Genomic DNA, 24,216 nt, shown 5'->3' on the forward strand with positions numbered 1-24,216 from the left:
GGTCACAGCTGGGCCATCCTCTTGCGCCGAACCAGGTAGATGAAGACGGGGCCGCCGATGAGGGCGGTGACGATGCCGACCTGAAGTTCGGCGGGCCGGGTGACGATCCGTCCGACGACATCGGCGCCGAGCAGCAGCGCGGGCGACAGGGCCGCCGAGTAGGCGAGCACCCAGCGCATGTCCGGGCCGGTGAAGAACCGTACGAGGTGCGGGATCATCAGGCCGATGAACACGATCGGCCCGCACGCGGCGGTGGCCGCCCCGCACAGCAGGGTGATGGCGACCATGGCGCCGATCCGGGTCCGCGTCAGGTTGGCCCCGAGCGCGCGGGCGGTGTCGTCGCCCATGGCCATCGCGTTGAGCGGCCGGCCGAGCGCCAGCGCGAGGACCGCGCCGACCAGCAGGAACGGGGCCACCTGCGTGACGGTGTCCATGGTGGCCGAGGCCAGCGAACCGACCGTCCAGAAGCGGAGCTTGTCCAGCGCCTTGCTGTCCATCAGCTGGACGGCGTTGATGTAGCCGACCAGGGCGGCACTGGCTGCCGTACCCGCGAGGGCCAGCCGGACCGGGGTGGCGCTGCGGCTGCCGCCGAGGACGTACACGACGACGGAGACGACCCCGGCGCCGAGGAACGCCCACCAGACGAACTCGCTCAGGGAGTTCGCCCCGAGGAAGCTGATCGCCGATACGACGGCGGCCGCGGCGCCCGCGTTGACGCCGAGGATGCCGGGCTCGGCCAGCGGGTTGCGGGTCAGCGCCTGCATCACCGCGCCGGACAGGCCGAGGCCGAGCCCGACCAGCAGCCCGAGGATGGTGCGCGGCACCCGCAGGTCCCGCACCACCACGTCGGAGGTGGTTCCCGAGTAGTGGAAGAGGCCGTGCCAGACCTCGTCGAGCGGCATCTGCTTGGCGCCCACGGCGACGCTCGCCACCGCGATCAGGGCCAGCACCGCGAGGGCGGCCAGCAGGCCGACGGCGCGCGCGCCGTGGCGTGACCGGGTGGCAGCGGCTTCGGACGCCGCGCTCTGTTCTGGGGGACTCTCGACCAACACGGAGGTTAGGTTAGCCTACCCTGCTATCCACAAGATCCCCCGGATGGGTAGTCACCACCCGGCCACCCGGCCTACAGTGCCAGCCGGCCCAGCGCCTCGCCGGCGTCCAGACCGCACGAGCCGTCCCCGGCCTCCGTCCAGGCCGCCGCGCACAGCGCCCGGAGCCCGTCCAGCGGATCCCCGTCCTCCCCGCGCAGCTCCAGTGCCCCGTCCACCGCGACCGCCGTCCAGGCCCCGCAGCGAAAGCCCCCGTCAGTCGCTCCGACGACCTCCGGCTGACCCGTGAGCAGCCCGCGCAGATCCCGGTCCACGTACGTCGGCCGGTGCCTCGGCTCGGCGCGCAGCAGCTGCTCCGCGTCCGTCACCCCGGTCAGCACCAGCAGCGAGTCCACCTCCCCGTTGAAGGCGCCCTCGATGTCGGTGTCCAGCCGGTCCCCCACCACCAGCGGCCGCTCCGCCCCGGTCCGCAGCACCGTCTCCCGGTGCATCGGCGGCTGCGGCTTCCCCGCCACCCGCGGCTCCGCGCCCGTGGCGATCCGTACGACCTCCACCGCCGCCCCGTTCCCCGGCGCGATCCCGCGTGCCGACGGAATCGTCAGGTCCGTGTTCGAGGCGAACCAGGGCACCCCGTGGTTGACCGCGTACGAGGCCTCCGCGAGCCGCGCCCACTCCAGTTCGGGCCCCCCGTACCCCTGGACCACCGCCGCGAGGCCCTCCTCGTCGGCCGACTCCACCGGCACGAGCCCGCGCTCGCGCAGCGCGACCCGCAGCCCCTCGCCGCCGATCAGCAGCACCTTCGAGCCCGCCGGCACCTGCTCCGCGATCATCCGCGACACCGCCTGCGCCGAGGTGATCACCTCACCGGCCTCGCTCGGGACGCCCAGCTCCGTCAGGTGCGCGGCCACCGCGTCCGGTGTCCGCAGCGCGTTGTTCGTGACGTACGCCAGGTGCATCCCGTCCGCCCGGGCCGCCACCAGCGAGTCCACGGCGTGCGCGATGGCCTCCCCGCCCGCGTACACGACCCCGTCGAGGTCTAGGAGAGCCGTGTCGTACGCCCGGTGCAGACTGCGCTCACTACCCCCGGGACGGGTCCTGCTCTGCGAGGTCATCGAGCCCTCTCCTCATACAGTCGATCTTGTCTCATTTCCGTACTCCCCCGATCATCCCGCATGCCGAGACGCGTCTTACGATGCACCAATGACCACTTCTGACCCTGCGGAGCACGGGCTGCGGCTGATCCCCTTCCCCGGACTGCGCTATGTACCGGAGCGTGTGGGCAGCCTCGCGGCCGTCACCTCCCCGCCGTACGACGTGGTCGTGCGCCCCGACGGAGTCGACTACCTCGAATCCGCGGACCCGCACAACATCGTCCGCCTGATCCTCCCCCAGGCCGACACCCCCGCGGCGCGCAACGACCAAGCCGCCCGCACCCTCCGCGACTGGCTCGCCGAGGGCGTCCTCAGCGCCGACGCCGAGCCCGCCCTCTACGTGTACGAGCAGCGCAGGGCCGGCATCCTCCAGCGCGGCGTGGTCGGCGCCCTGGCCCTGTCCGACGCCGCCGCCGGCATCGTCCTGCCCCACGAGGACGTCATGCCCGACGTGGTCACCGACCGCGCCGGCCTGATGCGGGCCACCTCCGCCAACCTCGAACCCCTGCTGCTCACCTACCTCGGCGACGGACCCGACCAGGGCACCGCCGCGGTCGTCGAGCGCACCGCCCAGCGCCCGCCGCTGTTCTCCACCACCACCGAGGACGGCTTCCGCCACCGTCTCTGGGCCATCACCGACCCCGCCGACCTGGCCGCCGTCACCTCGGACCTCGGCCACCGTCAGGCCCTCATCGCCGACGGCCACCACCGCTGGGCGACGTACCTGCGCCTCCAGGAGGAGCACCAGTCCCCCACCGGCTGGGACTTCGGCCTGGTCCTGCTCGTCGACACCGCCCGCTACCCGCTCCAGGTCCGCGCCATCCACCGGATGCTGCGCCGCCTGCCGCTCGCCGAGGCCCTCGCCGCGCTCGACGGCTCCTTCCAGGTCCGCCCCGTCGACGGCCCGCTCCCGCTCGCCCTGGAGGCCCTCTCGGACGCCGTCGAGCGCGGCAACGCCTTCCTGCTGACCGGCGACGGCACCTTCCACCTGGTCACCGACCCCGACCCGGCCCTGATCGAGCGCACCGTCCGCCGCGACCGCCCCGAGGCCTGGCGCCGGCTGGACGCCACCGTGCTCCACGCGACGCTGCTCGACACGCTGTGGCACGTCCCGGACGCCCCCGAGCACATCGCCTACATCCACGACGCGGAAGCCACCGTCGCCATGGCCGAACGCCACGGCGGTACGGCGGTGCTGCTCCACCCCGTACGGGAGGCCGTGGTCCGCGACCTGGCCCGCCAAGGCGTCACCATGCCCCGGAAGTCGACCTCCTTCGGACCAAAACCAGCCACCGGGCTGGTCCTGCGCAGCATCGACTGAGACCCGGAAAACACGAAAGGGCGGCACCCCCCGGAGGGGGTGCCGCCCTTTCGTTCAGGCAGGCGCGGACTAGGCCTTGTCGTCGGCCCGGTCGTCGTCGAGGTCGGCGACGACCTCGTCGGTCACGTCGATGTCGGCCTCGGAGCCCTCGTCGAGGGGCTCGTACTCCTCGTCGTCCTCGTCGTAGTACTCGGCCTGGTCCGAGGCGCGCTCGGCGGCGGCGACCTCGGCGTCGTCCGCCTCGTCGTCGTCCTCGTCGACCTCGTCGGCCTCGTCCTCGTGCATCGCGTCGACGAACTCGACACCGTCCAGCTCGGCGAGCCGGTCGGAGGCGTCGGTCGCGCCGTCCTTGTCCCCTTCGAGGGTCTTGCCGAACCACTCGCGCGCCTCGTCCTCACGACCGGCCGCCAGCAGGGCGTCGGCGTAGGCGTAGCGCAGGCGCGCGGTCCACGGCTGGACGGAGCTGGAGGCCAGCTCCGGGCTCTGCAGGGTCACGATCGCGGCGTCGAGCTGACCCAGGTCGCGCCGGGCACCGGCGGCGACGAGACGCATCTCGACCTGGCCGGCCTTGTCCAGCTTCGCCACCTCGGGCTCGCCGGCCATGGTCAGCGCCCGCTCCGGACGGCCGAGGCCGCGCTCGCAGTCGGCCATGACGGGCCACAGCTCGACGGAACCGGTCATGCGCTTGGCGGCGCGGAACTCGGCGAGCGCCTCGCTGTACTTCTGCGTCGCGTACGCGGCGAAGCCGGCGGCCTCGCGAACGGCGGCGACACGGGAGGCCAGCCGCAGGGCGATGCGCGAGTACGCGTACGCCTGCTCGGGCTCCTCGTCGATCAGCCGGGCCACCATGACCAGGTTCTTCGAGACCTCCTCGGCCAGACCCTTGGGCAGGCTCAGGAGCTCCTGACGCACATCGGCGTCGATCTCGAAACCGGTGACGTCCTCGTCGATCGGAAGCCGCTTGACCGGGTCCCGGTCGCGGTCCGCGCGGAAGTCACGGTCGCCACCACGGTCGTCACGCCCACCGCGGTACCCACCACGGTCATCGCGCCCACGGAACCCACCACGGTCGCCACCACGGTCATCGCGGCGCGGGTAGGACGGACGGTCGCCACCACGGTCATCACGGCCACCGCGGAAACCACCACGGTCGTCATCGCGACGGGGGTAGCTCGGACGGTCCCCACCACGGTCGTCACGGCGCGGGTACGACGGACGGTCGCCACCACGGTCATCACGACCGCCACGGAACCCACCACGGTCGTCATCACGACGCGGGAAGCTCGGACGGTCCCCACCACGGTCATCGCGACGCGGGTAGGACGGACGGTCGCCACCACGCTCGTCACGACCGCGGAAACCACCGCCACCACCGGAGGGACGACCACCACGGTCATCATCGCGACGGGGGTAGCTCGGACGCTCGCCACCACGGTCATCGCGACGCGGGTACGACGGACGGTCGCCACCACGGTCATCACGACCGCCACGGAACCCACCACGGTCGTCATCACGACGCGGGAAGCTCGGACGCTCGCCACCACGGTCATCGCGACGCGGGTAGGACGGACGGTCGCCACCACGCTCGTCACGACCGCGGAAACCACCGCCACCACCGGAGGGACGACCACCACGGTCATCATCGCGACGGGGGTAGCTCGGACGCTCGCCACCACGGTCATCGCGACGCGGGTACGACGGACGGTCGCCACCACGCTCGTCACGACCGCCACGGAACCCACCACGGTCGTCATCACGACGCGGGAAGCTCGGACGCTCGCCACCACGGTCGTCACGACGCGGGTAGGACGGACGGTCGCCACCACGCTCGTCACGGCCACGGAAACCACCGCCACCACCGGAGGGACGACCACCACGGTCATCATCGCGACGGGGGTAGCTCGGACGCTCGCCACCACGGTCATCGCGACGCGGGTACGACGGACGGTCGCCACCACGCTCGTCACGGCCACCGCGGAACCCACCACGGTCGTCATCACGACGCGGGAAGCTCGGACGGTCCCCACCACGGTCGTCACGACGGAAACCGCCGCCACCACCGGAGGGACGGCCGCCACGGTCGTCATCACGGCGCGGGTACGAGGGACGGTCGCCACCACGGTCATCACGGCCGCGGAAACCGCCGCCGCCACCACCGGAGGGACGGCCGCCACGGTCGTCATCACGACGGGGGTACGAGGGACGGTCGCCACCGCGGTCGTCACGGCCACGGAAGCCGCCGCCGGAAGGACGGTCGCCGCCGGAAGGACGGTCGCCGCCGGCGGGACGCCCGCCACGGTCGTCACGGCGGAAACCGCCGCCACCACCGGTCGGACGGCCACCGCGGTCGTCGCGACGGAAGCCGCCACGGTCACCGCCACGGTCGTCACGACGGAAGCCGCCCCTGTCACCGCCGTCGTTGCGCCGAGGCTCGCGCTCCGGACGATCGTCGGGAGAGTTGGACATGGGTGTGACTCCTGTCTTCGGGGTACCGCTAGTCATTCTCGCGCAACCAACCCATGGCCGCGCTTCGGCGTAAAAAAGGTGAAAAACAAAAAGACCCTTGGTCCAGCGTTGAACGCTGGACCAAGGGTCCTTTGAAAGATTGTTCGGCGGCGTCCTACTCTCCCACAGGGTCCCCCCTGCAGTACCATCGGCGCTGAAAGGCTTAGCTTCCGGGTTCGGAATGTAACCGGGCGTTTCCCTAACGCTATGACCACCGAAACCCTATCGGTTTCGAGCGAACAAGCACACTTTGTAGTTATGTTCTAGCTCTAGAAACCAGCAACCGTTCGTTGCTTCAGAACTAACACAGTGGACGCGAGCAACTGAGGACAAGCCCTCGGCCTATTAGTACCAGTCAGCTCCACCCGTTACCGGGCTTCCACATCTGGCCTATCAACCCAGTCGTCTACTGGGAGCCTTACCCTCTCAAGGAGGTGGGAATACTCATCTTGAAGCAGGCTTCCCGCTTAGATGCTTTCAGCGGTTATCCCTCCCGAACGTAGCCAACCAGCCATGCCCTTGGCAGGACAACTGGCACACCAGAGGTTCGTCCGTCCCGGTCCTCTCGTACTAGGGACAGCCCTTCTCAATATTCCTACGCGCACAGCGGATAGGGACCGAACTGTCTCACGACGTTCTAAACCCAGCTCGCGTACCGCTTTAATGGGCGAACAGCCCAACCCTTGGGACCGACTCCAGCCCCAGGATGCGACGAGCCGACATCGAGGTGCCAAACCATCCCGTCGATATGGACTCTTGGGGAAGATCAGCCTGTTATCCCCGGGGTACCTTTTATCCGTTGAGCGACGGCGCTTCCACAAGCCACCGCCGGATCACTAGTCCCGACTTTCGTCCCTGCTCGACCCGTCGGTCTCACAGTCAAGCTCCCTTGTGCACTTACACTCAACACCTGATTGCCAACCAGGCTGAGGGAACCTTTGGGCGCCTCCGTTACCCTTTGGGAGGCAACCGCCCCAGTTAAACTACCCATCAGACACTGTCCCTGATCCGGATCACGGACCGAGGTTAGACATCCAGCACGACCAGAGTGGTATTTCAACGACGACTCCACAACCACTGGCGTGGCCGCTTCAAAGTCTCCCACCTATCCTACACAAGCCGAACCGAACACCAATATCAAACTGTAGTAAAGGTCCCGGGGTCTTTCCGTCCTGCTGCGCGAAACGAGCATCTTTACTCGTAGTGCAATTTCACCGGGCCTATGGTTGAGACAGTCGAGAAGTCGTTACGCCATTCGTGCAGGTCGGAACTTACCCGACAAGGAATTTCGCTACCTTAGGATGGTTATAGTTACCACCGCCGTTTACTGGCGCTTAAGTTCTCAGCTTCGCACGCCCGAAAGCGCACTAACCGGTCCCCTTAACGTTCCAGCACCGGGCAGGCGTCAGTCCGTATACATCGCCTTACGGCTTCGCACGGACCTGTGTTTTTAGTAAACAGTCGCTTCTCGCTGGTCTCTGCGGCCACCCCCAGCTCACGGAGTAAATCCGATCACCAGTGATGGCCCCCCTTCTCCCGAAGTTACGGGGGCATTTTGCCGAGTTCCTTAACCATAGTTCACCCGAACGCCTCGGTATTCTCTACCTGACCACCTGAGTCGGTTTAGGGTACGGGCCGCCATGAAACTCGCTAGAGGCTTTTCTCGACAGCATAGGATCATCCACTTCACCACAATCGGCTCGGCATCAGGTCTCAGCCTTAATGAGGGACGGATTTGCCTACCCCTCGGCCTACACCCTTACCCCGGGACTACCACCGCCCGGGCTGGACTACCTTCCTGCGTCACCCCATCGCTTACCTACTACAAGTCTGGTTCGTCGGCTCCACCACTTTCCTTTCCCCGAAGGGTCCGGAACGGCTTCACGGACTTAGCATCGCCTGATTCGATATTGGGCGTTTCAAAGCGGGTACCGGAATATCAACCGGTTGTCCATCGACTACGCCTGTCGGCCTCGCCTTAGGTCCCGACTTACCCTGGGCAGATCAGCTTGACCCAGGAACCCTTAGTCAATCGGCGCACACGTTTCTCACGTGTGTATCGCTACTCATGCCTGCATTCTCACTCGTGAACCGTCCACAACTAGCTTCCGCTGCTGCTTCACCCGGCACACGACGCTCCCCTACCCATCACAACACCCGTTGGGGCTATACGCTGCAATGACACGACTTCGGCGGTACGCTTGAGCCCCGCTACATTGTCGGCGCGGAATCACTTGACCAGTGAGCTATTACGCACTCTTTCAAGGGTGGCTGCTTCTAAGCCAACCTCCTGGTTGTCTCTGCGACTCCACATCCTTTCCCACTTAGCGTACGCTTAGGGGCCTTAGTCGATGCTCTGGGCTGTTTCCCTCTCGACCATGGAGCTTATCCCCCACAGTCTCACTGCCACGCTCTCACTTACCGGCATTCGGAGTTTGGCTAAGGTCAGTAACCCGGTAGGGCCCATCGCCTATCCAGTGCTCTACCTCCGGCAAGAAACACGTGACGCTGCACCTAAATGCATTTCGGGGAGAACCAGCTATCACGGAGTTTGATTGGCCTTTCACCCCTAACCACAGGTCATCCCCCAGGTTTTCAACCCTGGTGGGTTCGGTCCTCCACGAAGTCTTACCTCCGCTTCAACCTGCCCATGGCTAGATCACTCCGCTTCGGGTCTAGAGCGTGCAACTCAATCGCCCTATTCGGACTCGCTTTCGCTACGGCTTCCCCACACGGGTTAACCTCGCTACACACCGCTAACTCGCAGGCTCATTCTTCAAAAGGCACGCAGTCACGACCGTTGTTCCGAAGAACAACGGCGACGCTCCCACGGCTTGTAGGCACACGGTTTCAGGTACTATTTCACTCCGCTCCCGCGGTACTTTTCACCATTCCCTCACGGTACTATCCGCTATCGGTCACCAGGGAATATTTAGGCTTAGCGGGTGGTCCCGCCAGATTCACACGGGATTTCTCGGGCCCCGTGCTACTTGGGAGATTCTTAAGCAAGCCGCTGATGTTTCGTCTACGGGGGTCTTACCCTCTACGCCGGACCTTTCGCATGTCCTTCGACTACATCAACGGTTTCTGACTCGCCGACCGGCCGGCAGACCGATCAAAAGAATTCCCACAACCCCGCATGCGCAACCCCTGCCGGGTATCACACGCATACGGTTTGGCCTCATCCGGTTTCGCTCGCCACTACTCCCGGAATCACGGTTGTTTTCTCTTCCTGAGGGTACTGAGATGTTTCACTTCCTCGTTCCCTCCACACTGCCTATGTGTTCAGCAGTGGGTGACAGCCCATGACGACTGCCGGGTTTCCCCATTCGGACACCCCCGGATCAAAGCTCAGTTGGCAGCTCCCCGGGGCCTATCGCGGCCTCTCACGTCCTTCATCGGTTCCTGGTGCCAAGGCATCCACCGTGCGCCCTTAAAAACTTGGCCACAGATGCTCGCGTCCACTGTGTAGTTCTCAAGCAACGACCAGCCACCCATCACCCTCATCCCTAAGGACCAGGTTCACTGGGGCCGGCATCGCGAAGATAAGACCTTACGGCCGTACCTTCAGATACCCAACAACGTGCCAGGCACGATCCCCCTCAACTATCACTGTTTTCCACGCCGAAGCAGTACTTACAGGATGTCTCGGAAGACCGTGCCAAATAATCAACGTTCCACCCATGAGCAACCGTGCGAGTCATTCGCTCGCAGTCGGCTATATGCTCCTTAGAAAGGAGGTGATCCAGCCGCACCTTCCGGTACGGCTACCTTGTTACGACTTCGTCCCAATCGCCAGTCCCACCTTCGACAGCTCCCTCCCTTACGGGTTGGGCCACCGGCTTCGGGTGTTACCGACTTTCGTGACGTGACGGGCGGTGTGTACAAGGCCCGGGAACGTATTCACCGCAGCAATGCTGATCTGCGATTACTAGCAACTCCGACTTCATGGGGTCGAGTTGCAGACCCCAATCCGAACTGAGACCGGCTTTTTGAGATTCGCTCCACCTCACGGTATCGCAGCTCATTGTACCGGCCATTGTAGCACGTGTGCAGCCCAAGACATAAGGGGCATGATGACTTGACGTCGTCCCCACCTTCCTCCGAGTTGACCCCGGCGGTCTCCTGTGAGTCCCCATCACCCCGAAGGGCATGCTGGCAACACAGGACAAGGGTTGCGCTCGTTGCGGGACTTAACCCAACATCTCACGACACGAGCTGACGACAGCCATGCACCACCTGTATACCGACCACAAGGGGGGCACTATCTCTAATGCTTTCCGGTATATGTCAAGCCTTGGTAAGGTTCTTCGCGTTGCGTCGAATTAAGCCACATGCTCCGCTGCTTGTGCGGGCCCCCGTCAATTCCTTTGAGTTTTAGCCTTGCGGCCGTACTCCCCAGGCGGGGAACTTAATGCGTTAGCTGCGGCACCGACGACGTGGAATGTCGCCAACACCTAGTTCCCAACGTTTACGGCGTGGACTACCAGGGTATCTAATCCTGTTCGCTCCCCACGCTTTCGCTCCTCAGCGTCAGTAATGGCCCAGAGATCCGCCTTCGCCACCGGTGTTCCTCCTGATATCTGCGCATTTCACCGCTACACCAGGAATTCCGATCTCCCCTACCACACTCTAGCTAGCCCGTATCGAATGCAGACCCGAGGTTAAGCCTCGGGCTTTCACATCCGACGTGACAAGCCGCCTACGAGCTCTTTACGCCCAATAATTCCGGACAACGCTTGCGCCCTACGTATTACCGCGGCTGCTGGCACGTAGTTAGCCGGCGCTTCTTCTGCAGGTACCGTCACTTTCGCTTCTTCCCTGCTGAAAGAGGTTTACAACCCGAAGGCCGTCATCCCTCACGCGGCGTCGCTGCATCAGGCTTTCGCCCATTGTGCAATATTCCCCACTGCTGCCTCCCGTAGGAGTCTGGGCCGTGTCTCAGTCCCAGTGTGGCCGGTCGCCCTCTCAGGCCGGCTACCCGTCGTCGCCTTGGTGGGCCATTACCCCACCAACAAGCTGATAGGCCGCGGGCTCATCCTTCACCGCCGGAGCTTTCAACCCCCACCCATGCGGGCGGGAGTGGTATCCGGTATTAGACCCCGTTTCCAGGGCTTGTCCCAGAGTGAAGGGCAGATTGCCCACGTGTTACTCACCCGTTCGCCACTAATCCACCCCGAAGGGCTTCATCGTTCGACTTGCATGTGTTAAGCACGCCGCCAGCGTTCGTCCTGAGCCAGGATCAAACTCTCCATGAATGTTTACCCGTAATCGGGTGCACACGCACTTAGAGCGGGTCAGTCATGTCGGAATAAGACCGACTGACCACTGCGTCCTCGCTGTGTAATTGCCTGCAAGCATCACCCGAAGGCGGCCTCACAGGTCTTTTTCAAAGGAACCTCATCCACCGAAGTGGACGGGGTATCAACTTCTGGCGTTGATTTTTGGCACGCTGTTGAGTTCTCAAGGAACGGACGCTTCCTTTGTACTCACCCTCGCAGGCTTTCCTCCGGGCTTTCGTTCTTCGTTCTTGCGTTTCCGACTCTATCAGAGTCAGTCCCGCTCGCTTTCCAGGTGATTCGCTTTCGCGTTTTCCCTTTCCGGCGGTTCCAACCTTACCAGATCATTTCCGTGTCGTTTCCGACTTGGATTTGAATTCGGTGGCCGTTGGAGGGCCTTTGCCTTTCGGCGCTCCACCACATTAGCGCTTGTCCCTTGCGGCTCATAATCGGCCGCTTGGAATCGAATTCGGGCATGCCGAATAGGACCCCGCCAGGGGCAAGTCGTAGTGGGTGGTTTGGCCGCTCTGGGGGTCTGCTGATGGCAGTGCCCCGTTCAAGCGGCTCGGGCTACGTTAGGCGTCCGCCAGACCCGAGTCAAGTTGAGCGGCGCCGTGGCGCGTGGGCGCGGTACGGGCTCACCGTCGGGTCGTGGGTGATCCAGTAGCGGTACGGGTGGGCCGCGCCGGCGCCGCCGACTCCGGTGCGGGGGCCCGAGCTCACCAGGTCGGGCGGGGTGGGCGTGCCCGCCAGCAGGGACAGGGGGGAATCGCCGCCGCCGCAGAGGTCCGTTCCGTCCAGGGAGCGGTCCACGTCCAGGGCGGTGGCCAGGCAGGCCGGGCCCTTGGCCAGTTCTCGGTCCGATCTGGCGGAAATGCGGCGTTTGCGGGCGAGGTCCGCGCCCGTGGTGATCTCCCCCGCGCGCAGCAGGACACCGCTCGCGTGGTCCGGCGGGCCGCACACCAGGTTGAGGCTGAACCACATGCCGTAGATGAAGTAGACGTACGCGTGTCCGGGCGGACCGAACATCGACGCGTTGCGGGCGGTGCGGCCCCGGTAGGCGTGGGAGCCGGGGTCGGCCTCCCCCTCGTAGGCCTCGACCTCCGTGATGCGGAGTTCGAGGGGGCCCTGCGGGGTGCGGCGGACCAGGGTGCGGCCGAGGAGGTCGGGGGCCACGGTGAGGACCGGCCTGTCGTAGAAGGACCGGGGCAGGGGCGTACGGTCGGGACGCGCGCTCATCCGGTCGAGCGTAGTGGAACCGGCTCGAATCCCCGGGTGGTGCAACCGGGGCCTAAGGTTCCGCGTGGGTATGAGGTAGTCGCACAACAGTCCTTCAGCAGTCCGTTTAGGGGAGTCAGAGCATGGGGTTCAGGAAGCTGTTCGCGAGCCTGGGTGCCGGTGGTGCTTCGGTGGACACGATCATCACCGAGCCGAACGTGGTTCCGGGCGGGATCGTGCAGGGCGAGGTCCGGATCCAGGGCGGATCCGTGGAGCAGCAGATCGAGGGGCTGTCCGTCGGCCTGCAGGCCCGGGTCGAGGTCGAGGCCAACGACGGCGAGTACAAGCAGGACATCGTCTTCAACAAGCAGCGCCTCGGCGGGGCCTTCCAGGTGCAGGCGGGCGCGCTGCACGTCGTGCCGTTCGGGCTGGAGATCCCGGCGGAGACGCCGATCACCCACTTCGGCGGTCAGCACCTGCACGGGATGAACATCGGGGTCAGCACCGAGCTGGAGATCGCTCGCGCGGTGGACGCCGGTGACCTCGACGCGATCAACGTGCACCCGGTGCCGGCGCAGCAGGCGATCCTGGATGCCTTCCGGCAGCTCGGCTTCAGCTTCCGCAGCGCGGACATGGAGCGCGGGCACATCCGCGGGACGCGTCAGACGCTGCCGTTCTACCAGGAGATCGAGTTCCTGCCGCCGTCGCAGTACCGCGGGCTGAACCAGGTGGAGCTGACCTTCGTCTCGGACGGCCACGAGATGGACGTCGTCCTGGAGATGGACAAGAAGCCGGGTCTGTTCAGCGAGGGCAGCGACACGTACCGCTGCTTCCAGGTGGGTCTGCAGACGTACCAGAGCACCGACTGGGCCGCCTACCTGAACCAGTGGATCGCCTCGGTCGGTTCGCAGCGCAACTGGTTCTGATCGGTCCTAGGCTCGCAGCCGTAGTCGTACCGGTCCGCGATCAGGAGGTTCATCAGTGACCGAGCAGAGCAGGGCGCCCCTCCCCCACGACTTCCACCCCGAGGTGCACGCCTTCTCCGTCGTGAGTTCGGACATGACGCACGGGGCGGATCTGGGTGACGCCCAGGTCCTGCGGGGCGGGAACGTCTCGCCGCAGCTGCGGTGGGAGGGCTTCCCCGAGGGGACGAAGAGTTTTGCCGTGACGTGCTTCGACCCGGACGCGCCCACGGGCAGCGGGTTCTGGCACTGGGTGCTCTTCGACCTGCCGGCGTCGGTCACCGAGCTGCCGGCCGGGGCGGGCAGCGGGAAGTTCGAGGGGCTGCCGGCCGGGGCGGTGCGGGTGCGCAACGACTACGGCACGAAGGACTTCGGCGGGGCGGCCCCGCCGGCCGGTGAGCGGCACCGTTACGTGTTCACCGTGTACGCGGTGGATCAGGAGAAGCTCGGTCCCGGTGACGACGTCTCGCCGGCCGTGGTCGGGTTCAATCTGCGGTTCCACACGCTGGGGCGTGCTCAGCTGATCGCCGAGTACGAGGCTCCCGCGGGCTGATCTTCGCCGAGCGTTTGCCCGGTCCTGGTCTAAAGACGACCAGGACCGGGCATTTTTATTGCGTTGTCCCGCGTGGCGCGCGCGACCAGAGTGGTTGCGGGCCTTGCCGCCAGGGTGGTCGCGGGCCTGCACACGGGAGGTGGGCGAGATGCGGGACACGCTGGTGCTGAATGCGAGCTTCGAGCCGCTGTCGACGGTGACGCTGAACCGGGCTGTGGTCCTGGTGCTCCAGGACAAGGCGGTCGTCGAACAGTCGCACCCCGAACTGCGTGTCCGCGCGGCCACCATGGAGCTTCCGATGCCCCGGGTGATCAGGCTGTGCAGGTACGTACGGGTGCCCTTCCGAAGACATGCGCCCTGGTCACGGAGGGGGGTGCTGGCCCGGGACCAGCACCGGTGCGCGTACTGCGGGAAGCGCGCGACGACCGTGGACCACGTACTGCCGCGGGCCCAGGGGGGCGGGGACACCTGGTTGAACACGGTGGCGTCCTGCGCGGAGGACAACCACCGCAAGGCGGCCCGGACTCCGGAGGAGGCGGGGATGCCGCTCCTCCGGAAGCCGTTCGTGCCGTCGCCGGCGGACGCGATGCTGCTGGCTCTGGGGGCGGGAGCGCGGGAGGTCCTGCCGGAGTGGCTGGAGCGTTCCGCGTAGGACGGTCCTTTTGACGGTCTGGCCGGTCCGCTGGGCGACGTACGTTCTCTACGTCGTTCAGCGGAGCAGCAGCTGGACGATCGCGAGGGTTCCGACTACCACGATGACCGCGCGGAGCACGGTCGGCGAGAGGCGGCGGCCGACCTTGGCGCCGATCTGGCCGCCGATGGTGGAGCCGACGGCGATCAGGACGACGGCCGTCCAGTCGAAGTCGGCGACGAAGAGGAAGAAGACGGCCGCGATCCCGTTGACGAGGGCCGCGACCACGTTCTTGACGGCGTTGATCCGTTGCAGGTCGTCGCGGAGCAGCAGGCCCATGAGGCCGAGGTAGAGCACGCCCTGAGCGGCGCCGAAGTAGCCCCCGTACGCGCTGGAGAGCAGCATTCCGGTCAGCAGGGCCGGTCCGCCGTCGGGGTGTCCGGTGTCTCCTCCGGCGGCTTCCTGGCGCTTGCGCAGGGCGGCGGCCAGCCGGGGCTGGAGGATGACGAGCACGAGGGCCAGTCCGATGAGGATCGGCACGATCGTGTCGAAGGAGTCGGACGGCAGGGTGAGCAGCAGGATGGCGCCCGCGAGTCCGCCGACGAGGGAGACGGCGCCGAGCCGGATGACGCGGCGGCGCTGGCCCGCCAGTTCCTTGCGGTAGCCGATGGCTCCGCTGATGGAGCCGGGCACCAGGCCGAGGGTGTTGGAGACGTTGGCGGTGACCGGGGGCAGGCCGGTGGCGAGGAGCACCGGGAAGGTGATCAGGGTGCCGGAGCCGACGATGGTGTTGATGGTTCCGGCGCCGATGCCGGCGGCGAAGACCGCGAGTGATTCCCAGATGGACATGGACATGGACTGGGCCATCCCCTTTGCATGAGTGAGTCGCCTCCCCGCCATGAAGGTCGAGGGGCCTCACTGATCATGCAGGAGGGGAGGGGCCGTCAGTCGATCGGGGGCTGTTCGCGGCGGTCCGCCGCGCCCGTGTCGCCCGCGCTCTTGCCCTGGTTCTGCGGGTTGAAGCCCGAACCGCCACCCATGGGGCCGAAGTTGCCCATGGCGCCGGAGAGGCCCTTGAGGGCGTCGCCGATCTCGCTGGGCACGATCCAGAGCTTGTTGGCGTCGCCTTCGGCGATCTTCGGGAGCATCTGGAGGTACTGGTAGGCGAGGAGCTTCTGGTCGGCGTCTCCGGCGTGGATGGACTCGAAGACCGTACGGATCGCCTGGGCCTCGCCCTCGGCGCGCAGGGCGGCGGCTTTGGCGTCACCTTCGGCGCGCAGGATGGAGGACTGCTTCTCACCCTCGGCGCGCAGGATCTCGGACTGGCGGACACCTTCGGCCTGGAGGATCGCGGCGCGCTTGTCGCGGTCGGCGCGCATCTGCTTCTCCATCGAGTCCTGGATGGAGGTCGGCGGCTCGATGGCCTTGAGCTCGACGCGGTTGACGCGGATGCCCCACTTGCCGGTGGCCTCGTCGAGGACCCCGCGCAGCGCGGCGTTGATCTCCTCGCGGGAGGTCAGGGTCCGCTCCAGGTCCATGCCGCCGATGATGTTGCGCAGCGTGGTGACGGTGAGCTGCTCGATGGCCTGGATGTAGCTGGCCACTTCGTACGTCGCGGCGCGGGCGTCGGTCACCTGGTAGTAGATGACGGTGTCGATGTTGACGACCAGGTTGTCCTGGGTGATGACCGGCTGCGGCGGGAAGGGGACGACCTGTTCGCGCAGGTCGATCCGGTTGCGGATCGAGTCGATGAACGGGACGACGATGTTGAGGCCCGCGTTGAGGGTGCGGGTGTAGCGGCCGAACCGCTCGACGATGGCGGCGCTGGCCTGCGGGATCACCTGGATCGTCTTGACCAGTGCGATGAAGACCAGAACCACCAGAATGATCAGGACGATGATGATCGGTTGCATGCGGTTCCCCGTGCCCTTCCGGCTGTCTGTGCTGCCCCGTTGATCGGAGTCTCGCAGACCCCGGGGCCGCGAGTCGGCTGCTTAGCGCACAAGCTCTTGTCAGCTCACATCACGACCGCGGTGGCTCCGTCGATCTCCACGACGTCCACCTGCCGGCCCGGTTCGAAGCTGGCGTCGGCGTCGAGGCTGCGGGCGGACCAGATCTCGCCCGCGAGCTTGATGCGGCCGCCGCTGCCGTCGACGCGTTCGAGCACGACGGCGCTTCTGCCCTTCAACGCGTCGATTCCGCTGCGGTGTTGGGGCCGCTGGTCGCGGTGCCGGTTCGCGATCGGCCGGACGACGGCGATGAGCGCGACCGACACGACGACGAAGACCAGGACCTGCGCCACCACTCCCCCGCCGAGCGCGGCCGTGATCGCGGCGGCGACGGCGCCCACGGCGAACATTCCGAACTCGGGCATTGCCGTCAGGACGAGGGGGATGCCCAGTCCGACCGCGCCGATGAGCCACCACACCCATGCGTCGATGTTCACATGGTCATGGTAGGTCGGGCGGGCGCGGTCCGGACAGGGTGCGGGGGCAGGCGTACCGCTCGTACCGGGGCCGTACTAGCGCAGCGGGAGGCCCCGGGCGCTCCAGCGGTCGTGCTCGGTGCGCTCGACGACGAGCGGGAGGCCGAAGCAGAGCGAGAGGTTGCGCGAGGTCAGTTCGAGGTCGATGGGGCCGGCGGTGACGACCTTGCCCTGCCGGATCATCAGCACGTGGGTGAAGCCGGGGGCGATCTCCTCGACGTGGTGCGTGACCATGACCATCGACGGCGCGAGCGGGTCGCGGGCGAGGCGGCCGAGGCGGCGTACGAGGTCCTCGCGGCCGCCGAGGTCCAGACCGGCGGCGGGCTCGTCGAGGAGCAGCAGCTCGGGGTCGGTCATCAGGGCGCGGGCGATCAGGGTGCGCTTGCGCTCGCCCTCGGAGAGGGTGCCGAACTTCCTGTCGAGGTACTCGGTCATGCCGAGGCGGTCGAGGAAGGCGCGGGCGCGCAGCTCGTCGATCTCCTCGTACTCCTCCTGCCAGGTCGCCGTCATGCCGTAGGCGGCGGTGAGGACGGTCTGGAGGACGGTCTGGCGCTTCGGGAGCTTGTCGGCCATCGCGATGCCGGCGACGCCGATGCGCGGGCGCAGCTCGAAGACGTCCACCTTGCCGAGGGTGCTGCCGAGGATGGTGGCGGTGCCCTTGGTGGGGAAGAGGTAGCTGGAGGCGACGTTGAGCAGGGTGGTCTTCCCGGCGCCGTTGGGGCCGAGGATCACCCAGCGCTCCCCCTCCTTGACCGACCAGGAGGCCTGGTCCACCAGAGCCCGGCCCTCGCGGACCACGGATACGTCCACCAGCTCCAGAACATCGCTCATGAGCGTGTTGTCTCCCCTTGCAGTCTCGGTTCGCTGTGTGCACCTGTAGGCGCAGCCCCAAGGGAAAACCTACGCCACTCGCGGAGCGGTCCGGGCGCCAGGCCGGGTGCCGGGGGCTCCGGGGGTAGATCCGTAAAGTGGGGGGATGCTTTTCGAACCACGTTCAGGGCGGCTGGCCGCCTGGGGGAACGCGCTGCTGGCAGGTCTGGTCTCGCCCGACGAGGCCGTGTCGTCGATCGTGGGCGAGGACGCCGTGCACCGCGTGGCGGGACTGCCGGGGGAATCGGGTCCGGTGGGGCTCACGCTCGCGCTGGGCCGGATGCGGGCGCTGGGGGTCAGCGGACTGCGGGTCGCGCTGCCGGCGCCGGGGCATCCGCTGGGGCTGAGCGGGCCGCCGGAGTTCAACGCGCGGGCGCTGGAGGCGCAGGAGGCGGTGGTCGCGGTGGGGACGGCGCTGGGTCTGGTGCCGGAGGTGGCCGAGGCCGGACCGGCGGGTGACGTGCACGTCTCGGTGACCTGGCACGTACTGCCGGTACGGGAGGCTCCGCCGGCGGACGTGCCGTCGCTCGGCGAGGCGGAGCGGGAGCTGGCGGAGGCGCTGCGCGAGGCGACGGTGGTGCTGACGCGGCTGGACGTGGCGGCGTCGGGGCCGGTCGCGGAGGCGGCGCTGTCGGCGTACCGGGCGCGGGCGGAGGCCGGGCGGGAGGCGTTGGCGCCGGGGTATCCGGCGCGGGCGGTACGGGTGCTGGCGCTGGCGCAGCGGGTGGACCTGATGGTGTCGCTGGCGTACGAGAACGGGCACGGGGGTGCGGTGGCCGCCTCGGAGATGGCGGCGCGGGCGGAGGCGTTGCGGCCGGTGGAGCGGGTCGCCCGGCGGGCGCTGGTGGCGGCCTACAACTCGGCCGTCGAGGAGCGGGAGCGGGGTTAGGGCGTGCCTCGGCCCCGCTTCCCGGGGAGAAGGGGGGAAGCGGGGCCGGGGTGTCTCGCGGGGCGGGGTCAGGCGTTGACGCCGGTGTTGCCGAAGGCGCCGTTGAGCAGGCCGATCACGGTGACCGTGTTGCCGACCACGTTCACGGGGACGTCGACGGGGGCCTGGATCAGGTTTCCGGAGCCCACGCCGGGCGAACCCACGGCCGTGCCCCCGGCCGACGCCGCCGAGGAGACGCCGGCGGCCGCGGCAAGGAGACCGCCCGCGATCATCGTGACGGCAGTGGCCTTCTTGAAGTTCTTCACGTTCTTCGTCCTCCAGTACGTCTGCCGCGACAAACCGCCGCGGCACGTACTGGAGAACGGTCGCGCGGCGATCGGGATACGCCATGTGGGCTACATACACCCGACCGTATGAATCTCATATCGGAACTGAACGGTCCGCTCGGGCCCGGAATCAGTCCCCGATGCCGTGCCGGACGGCCCACAGCGCCGCCTGGGTGCGGTCCGCCACGTCCAGCTTCATCAGGATGTTCGAGACGTGCGTCTTCACCGTCTTCTCCGACAGCACCAGCGCCCGGGCGATCTCCCGGTTCGAACGCCCGTCCGCTATGTGCGACAGCACCTCGCGTTCGCGGTCCGTCAGCGCGCCGCCCCGGCTCGACGACGGATTCTGGTCGTCCTGCGTGAGCAGGGCCACCGCCACCTCCGGCTGGAGGAGGACGTGGCCCGCGTGCACCGAGCGGATGGCCCCGGCCAGGGCGTCGGGGTCGATGTCCTTGTAGACGTAGCCGGCGGCGCCGGCCCGCAGCGCGGGGACCACCGTCCGCTGCTCGGTGAAGCTGGTGACGATCAGCACGCGCGCCGGGTTCGCCAGCTCCCGCAGCCGCCGCAGCGCCTCGATGCCGTCGGTGCCCGGCATCTTGATGTCCATCAGGATCACGTCGGGCCGCAGTTCCTCGGCGCGGGCGATGCCCTCCTCGCCGTCCGAGGCCTCGCCGACCACCTCGATGTCGTCCTGCACCTCCAGGAAGGTGCGCAGCCCGCGCCGGACCACCTGGTGGTCGTCGACGAGCAGTACGCGGACCCTGCCGGGTGTGTCAGCCACCGGGCACCTCCATCTCGATCGTGGTGCCCGTTCCGGGCTCCGAGTGCACGGCGAGGCGGCCGCCGACGCCGCTCGCCCGGTCCCGCATGGAGACCAGTCCGAGGTGCCGCCCCGCGCGGCGGACCGCCGAGGGGACGAAGCCCTGCCCGTTGTCCGTCACGCGGAGGGCCGCGCCGGCGCCGCGGCGGGCGAGGGTGACCTCGACGAGGTCGGCGCCCGAGTGCCGCAGGGCGTTGTGGAGGGCTTCCTGGGCGACCCGGAGCAGCGCCTCCTCCTGGGTCGCGGGCAGGGCCCGTACCCCGTCACAGGTGAAGGTGACGCGCGCGGCGTGCGCGCGGTCGAGTACGCGTACGTGGTTGCGCAGGGTCGCCACCAGCCCGTCCTCGTCCAGGGCGGCGGGGCGCAGTTCGGTCACGGCGGCGCGCAGTTCGTCGGCGGCCTCGGCGGCGAGGGCCGCGACCTGCTGGAGCTCGTCCTTGGCGCGGGCCGGGTCGCGGTCCACGAGGGCGGCGGCGGCCTGGGCGGTGAGGCGGAGCGAGAACAGCTTCTGGCTGACGGCGTCGTGCAGCTCGTGAGCGAGGCGGGAGCGCTCCTCGGCGATGGTGAGCTCACGGCTGCGCTCGTAGAGCCGGGCGTTGGTGAGGGCGATCGCCGCGTGCTGGGCGAGGAGGCTGAGGAGGTCCTCGTCCTCGTCGGTGAAGCCGCGGGCGCCCTTCTTGTTGGCGAGGAAGAGGGCGCCGAGGGTTTCCTCGCCGTCGCGGACGGGAGCGCCGAGGAAGTCGGACATCTCGGGGTGCCCGGGGGGCCAGCCCTCGAAGCGCGGGTCCCTGCGTACGTCGGCCAGTCGTTCGGGGCCGTCCTGGTGGAGCATCGCGGCGAGGATGCCGTGCTGGCGGGGCAGCGGGCCGATGCGGCGCCACTGCTCCTCGGTGATGCCGTCGACGACGAACTGCGCGAAGCCGCCGTGGTCGTCCGGGACGCCGAGGGCCGCGTACTCGGCGTCCAGCAGCTCGCGGGCCGAGACGACGATCGTGCGCAGGACGTCGCGGACCTCCAGGCGGCGGCTCATGGCGAGCAGCGCCGTACTCACGGCGGCCAGGCCGGTGCGGGGTCCGTTGTGCATGGATTCACCGTACCGGCGGCCTTGATCACGCGGATCGGGCCGCGGACGTAGGCCGAAGGGCCCGGTGGGAGTGGGGCGGGCGGCCGAGGCGGCGGGGCGGGCCGCGTTCCTAGGTTGGGGGCATCTGCTCATGAGGACGGAAGGCGGGGGTGCGGTCATGTCGGTGGCGATGGTGACGGGGGCTTCGCGGGGGCTGGGCCGGGCACTGGCCGGAGAGCTGGCGGCGCGCGGCTGGGACCTGGTGGTGACGGCGCGGGGTGCGCGGGCGCTGGCGGAGACGGCATCGGAGCTGGTGCGGGCGCCGGGGGTGCGGGTGACGGCGGTGGCCGGGGACGTGTCCTCGGCGGAGCACCGGAGGGCGCTGGTGGCGGCGGCGCGGGCGCTGGGCGGGCTGGACCTGCTGGTGAACAACGCGGGGGTGCTGGGGACGGAGCCGCTGGTGGCGCTCGCGGCGCAGCCGCTGGACGGGCTGCGCGAGGCGTTCGAGGTGAATGTGGTGGGGCCGCTGGGGCTGGTCCAGGAGGCGCTGCCGCTGCTGCGGGCGGCGGGGGCCGGTGCGCAGGGCGAGGCCGGGGCCCGGGCCGGGGCCGTGCTGAACATCAGCTCGGACGCGGCGGTGGTGGCGTACGGGACGTGGGGGGCGTACGGGGCGACGAAGGCGGCGGGGGACCTGCTGTCGGCCGTGCTGGCGGTGGAGGAGCCGGCGCTGCGGGTGTGGTGGGCGGACCCGGGCTCGATGCGGACGCGGATGATGGCGGCGGCGGAGCCCGGGGAGGACCTGGCGGGGCTGCCGGCGCCGGAGGAGGTGGCACCGGTGCTGCTGCGGCTGGTGACGGAGGGGCTGCCGGGCGGGCGGTACACGGCGCAGGAGCTGGGGGTCACGGCGGCGGGTGCGGGCGAGGGGGAACCGGGCGCGGAACCGGCCGCGGAGCCGGGTGCGGGGGGTCGGCGGTGAGCGGGGCGCGGGGTTCCGAAAAGCCGAGTGTGTATATAAGGGACATTCCGCCGGAGCTCGTGGCGCGGGTTCCGGCCGAGCAGCGGGGGCCCGGGCTCGGCCGGGACTCGGTGCGGCTGCTGGTCTCACCGGGCGCCGGCGCGGTGTCGCTGCACGCCTTCCGGGAGCTGCCGGGGCTGCTGCGGGCCGGGGACGTCCTGGTGGTGAACACCTCGGCCACGCTGCCGGCCGCGCTGGACACCCGGCTGGGCGGCGAGGACGTGGTGGTGCACTTCTCGACGCGGGGCGAGGACCGCCGCTGGGCGGTGGAGCTGCGGGACCGGGCCGTACGGGGGACGACCCGGCCCCGCGCCGGAGGCCCCGCCGGGGCGGTGGTGGAGCTGCCGGGCGGGCGGGCCCTCGTACTGGAGGAGCCGCTCGCGGCGGGCGCGGACCGGCTGTGGTGGGCGCGGCCCTCGTGGGACGACGTACCGGCGCTGCTGCGGGCGTACGGGCGGCCGATCCGGTACGCGTACACGGAGCGGGACCAGCCGCTGTCGGCGTACCAGACGGTGTTCGCGGTGCCGGCCGCCGACGGTTCGGGGTCGGCGGAGATGCCGAGCGCGGCGCGACCCTTCACGGCGGAGCTGGTGGCGGCCCTGGTGAGCAGGGGGGTGCAGTTCGCGCCGCTGACGCTGCACACGGGGGTGGCTTCGCAGGAAGCGCACGAGCCGCCGTACCCGGAGCGGTACGGGGTACCGGGGACGACGGCGTGGCTGGTGAACGCGGCGCGGGCGGCCGGGGGCCGGGTGATCGCGGTGGGGACCACGGCGGTACGGGCGCTGGAGTCGGCCACCGGGCCGGACGGGGTGGTCCGGGCGGCCGGGGGCTGGACCGACCTGGTGGTGACGCCCGAGCGCGGGGTGCGGGCGGTGGACGGGCTGCTGACGGGGCTGCACGAGCCCGGGGCCTCGCACCTGCTGATGCTGGAGGCGGTCGCGGGGGCCGAGGCCGTACGGCGCGGGTATGCCGCGGCGAGGGCCGGACTCTGCCTCTGGCATGAGTTCGGGGACGTTCATCTGCTACTCAAGGATGAGAAGCGTTACTGATTGCATTGCGTACGCAACGCACGGTGAGACCGTTATGTGCGCGATGTGAGCCCGGGCATAGGACCCAGGTCACTTACGAAGTTCCCTAGTGGATGGATAAAGGCTCTGTCAGGTCTGCTGCGCCTAGCGCCCGGACCCGAATTCGGGCATCGCCGGGCGCCCCTGATCCACTAAGTCGGATCGTACGTCACACCTTTGCCAGGCGTTTTTGCCACCGCTAAGAATGGCCGTCGTCGCACAGCACCGCAGACCAGATCCCGGATCGGCGCGGAGCAGTACCTGCGGCTCCCGCTATTCGAAGAGGTTGCCACTCATGACCGAGACCACCACTCCCGGCCACAGTCGTCGTCTGACGAAGGCGAACAAGCTGTCGATCGCCGGCGTCGCCACTCTTGGCGCTGCTGCGCTCGCCTTCTCCCTCGTCCCGGCCCAGGCCGGCGAAGAGACCGGGACCACCATCTCCGCCGCCCCCGTCGCCTGGACCCAGGCGGTCAACGGCGCCCAGACGAAGACCGTCCAGACGCACCTCGGCACCCAGCAGGCCGTGGCGACCAAGGTCGCGAAGGCCGACGCGGACGCCAAGGCGAAGGCCGCGGCCGCCGCGAAGAAGGCCCGCGAGACGAAGACCGCCGCCAGCCGGTCCGCCGTCCGTACGCCCGTCTTCGCGAACAACCTGGACGGCTGGATCAAGGAAGCCCTCTCCATCATGAAGAAGGAGGGCATCCCGGGCACGTACGCCGGCATCCACAAGAACGTCATGCGCGAGTCGAGCGGTAACCCCCGCGCGATCAACAACTGGGACATCAACGCCCAGAACGGCATTCCGTCGAAGGGCCTGCTCCAGGTCATTCAGCCGACCTTCGCCGCGTACCACGTCAAGGGCACCAAGTTCGACCTGTACGACCCGGTCGCCAACATCGTCGCCGCCTGCAACTACGCGGCCGACCGCTACGGCTCGATGGACAACGTCAACAGCGCCTACTGAGCGCGCTGACGGACCTCGCCACGCGAAGACGGACCCCCCACGCGC

The 24,216-nt window shown here is 68.3% G+C and carries 19 protein-coding genes, 3 rRNA genes and 1 pseudogene; 8 read left to right on the forward strand and 15 right to left on the reverse strand.

Features of this window, described 5'->3' with window-relative positions; all coding sequences use genetic code 11:
* Positions 1-2: 2 nt before the first annotated feature.
* Both EES41_RS09930 and EES41_RS09935 read right to left on the reverse strand, forming a co-directional pair.
* The gene (locus EES41_RS09930) at positions 3-1,052 is read right to left on the reverse strand and encodes an iron ABC transporter permease (RefSeq protein WP_174261665.1); all 1,050 of its coding nucleotides are present in this window, start codon (positions 1,050-1,052) and stop codon (positions 3-5) included.
* A gap of 71 nt (positions 1,053-1,123) precedes the next feature.
* Positions 1,124-2,161, reverse strand: a complete 1,038-nt coding sequence (locus EES41_RS09935; protein WP_123077370.1) for an HAD hydrolase-like protein — start codon at positions 2,159-2,161, stop codon at positions 1,124-1,126.
* Positions 2,162-2,249: 88 nt separating this feature from the next.
* Here EES41_RS09935 and EES41_RS09940 point away from each other — a divergent pair, with 88 nt between their 5' ends.
* Complete coding sequence (locus EES41_RS09940) at positions 2,250-3,521, forward strand: DUF1015 family protein (RefSeq protein WP_123077372.1); 1,272 nt, start codon at positions 2,250-2,252, stop codon at positions 3,519-3,521.
* A gap of 69 nt (positions 3,522-3,590) precedes the next feature.
* On the opposite strand, the gene EES41_RS42310 is transcribed toward EES41_RS09940, so the two are convergent.
* From EES41_RS42310 to EES41_RS09970, 6 genes and pseudogenes are all read right to left on the reverse strand, one after another.
* Positions 3,591-4,433, reverse strand: a complete 843-nt coding sequence (locus EES41_RS42310; RefSeq protein WP_254211746.1) for a tetratricopeptide repeat protein — start codon at positions 4,431-4,433, stop codon at positions 3,591-3,593.
* Between the two features lie 828 nt (positions 4,434-5,261).
* Positions 5,262-5,945 (reverse strand): annotated as a pseudogene (locus EES41_RS43805) (tetratricopeptide repeat protein); the annotation flags it as partial.
* Between the two features lie 183 nt (positions 5,946-6,128).
* Positions 6,129-6,245, reverse strand: a 5S ribosomal RNA gene (gene rrf / locus EES41_RS09955).
* A gap of 106 nt (positions 6,246-6,351) precedes the next feature.
* Positions 6,352-9,473: ribosomal RNA gene (locus EES41_RS09960) — 23S ribosomal RNA — on the reverse strand.
* Positions 9,474-9,759: 286 nt separating this feature from the next.
* A 16S ribosomal RNA gene (locus EES41_RS09965) occupies positions 9,760-11,284 on the reverse strand.
* Together the 16S, 23S and 5S rRNA genes form the textbook arrangement of a ribosomal RNA operon.
* Before the next feature lie 618 nt (positions 11,285-11,902).
* Positions 11,903-12,544 carry a DNA-3-methyladenine glycosylase gene (locus EES41_RS09970; protein WP_123077376.1) on the reverse strand — a complete coding sequence of 214 codons (642 nt, stop codon included), beginning with the start codon at positions 12,542-12,544 and terminating at the stop codon, positions 11,903-11,905.
* Between the two features lie 122 nt (positions 12,545-12,666).
* On the opposite strand from EES41_RS09970, the gene EES41_RS09975 reads away from it, so the two are divergent.
* From EES41_RS09975 to EES41_RS09985, 3 genes are all read left to right on the forward strand, one after another.
* Entirely contained in the window at positions 12,667-13,449 is a 783-nt protein-coding gene (locus EES41_RS09975; protein WP_008743857.1) for a sporulation protein, read from the forward strand.
* 55 nt (positions 13,450-13,504) lie between these two features.
* Positions 13,505-14,038, forward strand: coding sequence for a YbhB/YbcL family Raf kinase inhibitor-like protein (locus EES41_RS09980; RefSeq protein ID WP_123077378.1), 534 nt, complete (start codon positions 13,505-13,507; stop codon positions 14,036-14,038).
* Positions 14,039-14,186: 148 nt separating this feature from the next.
* Positions 14,187-14,690: an HNH endonuclease gene (locus tag EES41_RS09985; RefSeq protein WP_037795412.1), complete on the forward strand. Its 504-nt coding sequence runs from the start codon at positions 14,187-14,189 to the stop codon at positions 14,688-14,690.
* 57 nt (positions 14,691-14,747) lie between these two features.
* Here EES41_RS09985 and EES41_RS09990 read toward each other — a convergent pair whose 3' ends face one another.
* The 4 genes from EES41_RS09990 to EES41_RS10005 all read right to left on the reverse strand — a co-directional run bounded on the left by EES41_RS09990 (position 14,748) and on the right by EES41_RS10005 (position 17,985).
* Positions 14,748-15,524: a sulfite exporter TauE/SafE family protein gene (locus EES41_RS09990; protein ID WP_174261666.1), complete on the reverse strand. Its 777-nt coding sequence runs from the start codon at positions 15,522-15,524 to the stop codon at positions 14,748-14,750.
* An 89-nt stretch (positions 15,525-15,613) separates the two neighbouring features.
* The gene (locus EES41_RS09995) at positions 15,614-16,582 is read right to left on the reverse strand and encodes an SPFH domain-containing protein (RefSeq protein ID WP_008743861.1); all 969 of its coding nucleotides are present in this window, start codon (positions 16,580-16,582) and stop codon (positions 15,614-15,616) included.
* A 104-nt stretch (positions 16,583-16,686) separates the two neighbouring features.
* Entirely contained in the window at positions 16,687-17,115 is a 429-nt protein-coding gene (locus EES41_RS10000; protein WP_008743862.1) for an NfeD family protein, read from the reverse strand.
* 75 nt (positions 17,116-17,190) lie between these two features.
* The gene (locus tag EES41_RS10005; RefSeq protein WP_008743863.1) at positions 17,191-17,985 is read right to left on the reverse strand and encodes an ABC transporter ATP-binding protein; all 795 of its coding nucleotides are present in this window, start codon (positions 17,983-17,985) and stop codon (positions 17,191-17,193) included.
* A gap of 145 nt (positions 17,986-18,130) precedes the next feature.
* Between EES41_RS10005 and EES41_RS10010 the strand changes: the two genes are divergently transcribed.
* A complete protein-coding gene (locus EES41_RS10010; RefSeq protein WP_123077380.1) occupies positions 18,131-18,913 on the forward strand; it encodes a hypothetical protein in 783 nt (260 codons plus the stop codon).
* A 68-nt stretch (positions 18,914-18,981) separates the two neighbouring features.
* Here the strand turns inward: EES41_RS10010 and EES41_RS10015 are convergent, their stop codons facing one another.
* From EES41_RS10015 to EES41_RS10025, 3 genes are all read right to left on the reverse strand, one after another.
* Positions 18,982-19,218 carry a chaplin gene (locus EES41_RS10015; RefSeq protein ID WP_100583365.1) on the reverse strand — a complete coding sequence of 79 codons (237 nt, stop codon included), beginning with the start codon at positions 19,216-19,218 and terminating at the stop codon, positions 18,982-18,984.
* 151 nt (positions 19,219-19,369) lie between these two features.
* Entirely contained in the window at positions 19,370-20,020 is a 651-nt protein-coding gene (locus EES41_RS10020; RefSeq protein ID WP_123077382.1) for a response regulator transcription factor, read from the reverse strand.
* Positions 20,013-21,143: a GAF domain-containing sensor histidine kinase gene (locus tag EES41_RS10025; protein ID WP_123077384.1), complete on the reverse strand. Its 1,131-nt coding sequence runs from the start codon at positions 21,141-21,143 to the stop codon at positions 20,013-20,015. Before EES41_RS10025 ends, EES41_RS10020 begins: the two co-directional genes overlap by 8 nt.
* A gap of 157 nt (positions 21,144-21,300) precedes the next feature.
* Between EES41_RS10025 and EES41_RS10030 the strand changes: the two genes are divergently transcribed.
* The 3 genes from EES41_RS10030 to EES41_RS10040 all read left to right on the forward strand — a co-directional run bounded on the left by EES41_RS10030 (position 21,301) and on the right by EES41_RS10040 (position 24,171).
* Positions 21,301-22,098 carry an SDR family oxidoreductase gene (locus EES41_RS10030; protein WP_123077386.1) on the forward strand — a complete coding sequence of 266 codons (798 nt, stop codon included), beginning with the start codon at positions 21,301-21,303 and terminating at the stop codon, positions 22,096-22,098.
* Positions 22,099-22,142: 44 nt separating this feature from the next.
* Positions 22,143-23,186: an S-adenosylmethionine:tRNA ribosyltransferase-isomerase gene (locus EES41_RS10035; protein WP_123082374.1), complete on the forward strand. Its 1,044-nt coding sequence runs from the start codon at positions 22,143-22,145 to the stop codon at positions 23,184-23,186.
* Positions 23,187-23,499: 313 nt separating this feature from the next.
* A complete protein-coding gene (locus EES41_RS10040; protein WP_123077388.1) occupies positions 23,500-24,171 on the forward strand; it encodes a transglycosylase SLT domain-containing protein in 672 nt (223 codons plus the stop codon).
* The last annotated feature ends 45 nt before the right edge of the window (positions 24,172-24,216 follow it).

This window comes from Streptomyces sp. ADI95-16, from assembly GCF_003721495.1.
Lineage (GTDB): Bacteria > Actinomycetota > Actinomycetes > Streptomycetales > Streptomycetaceae > Streptomyces > Streptomyces goshikiensis.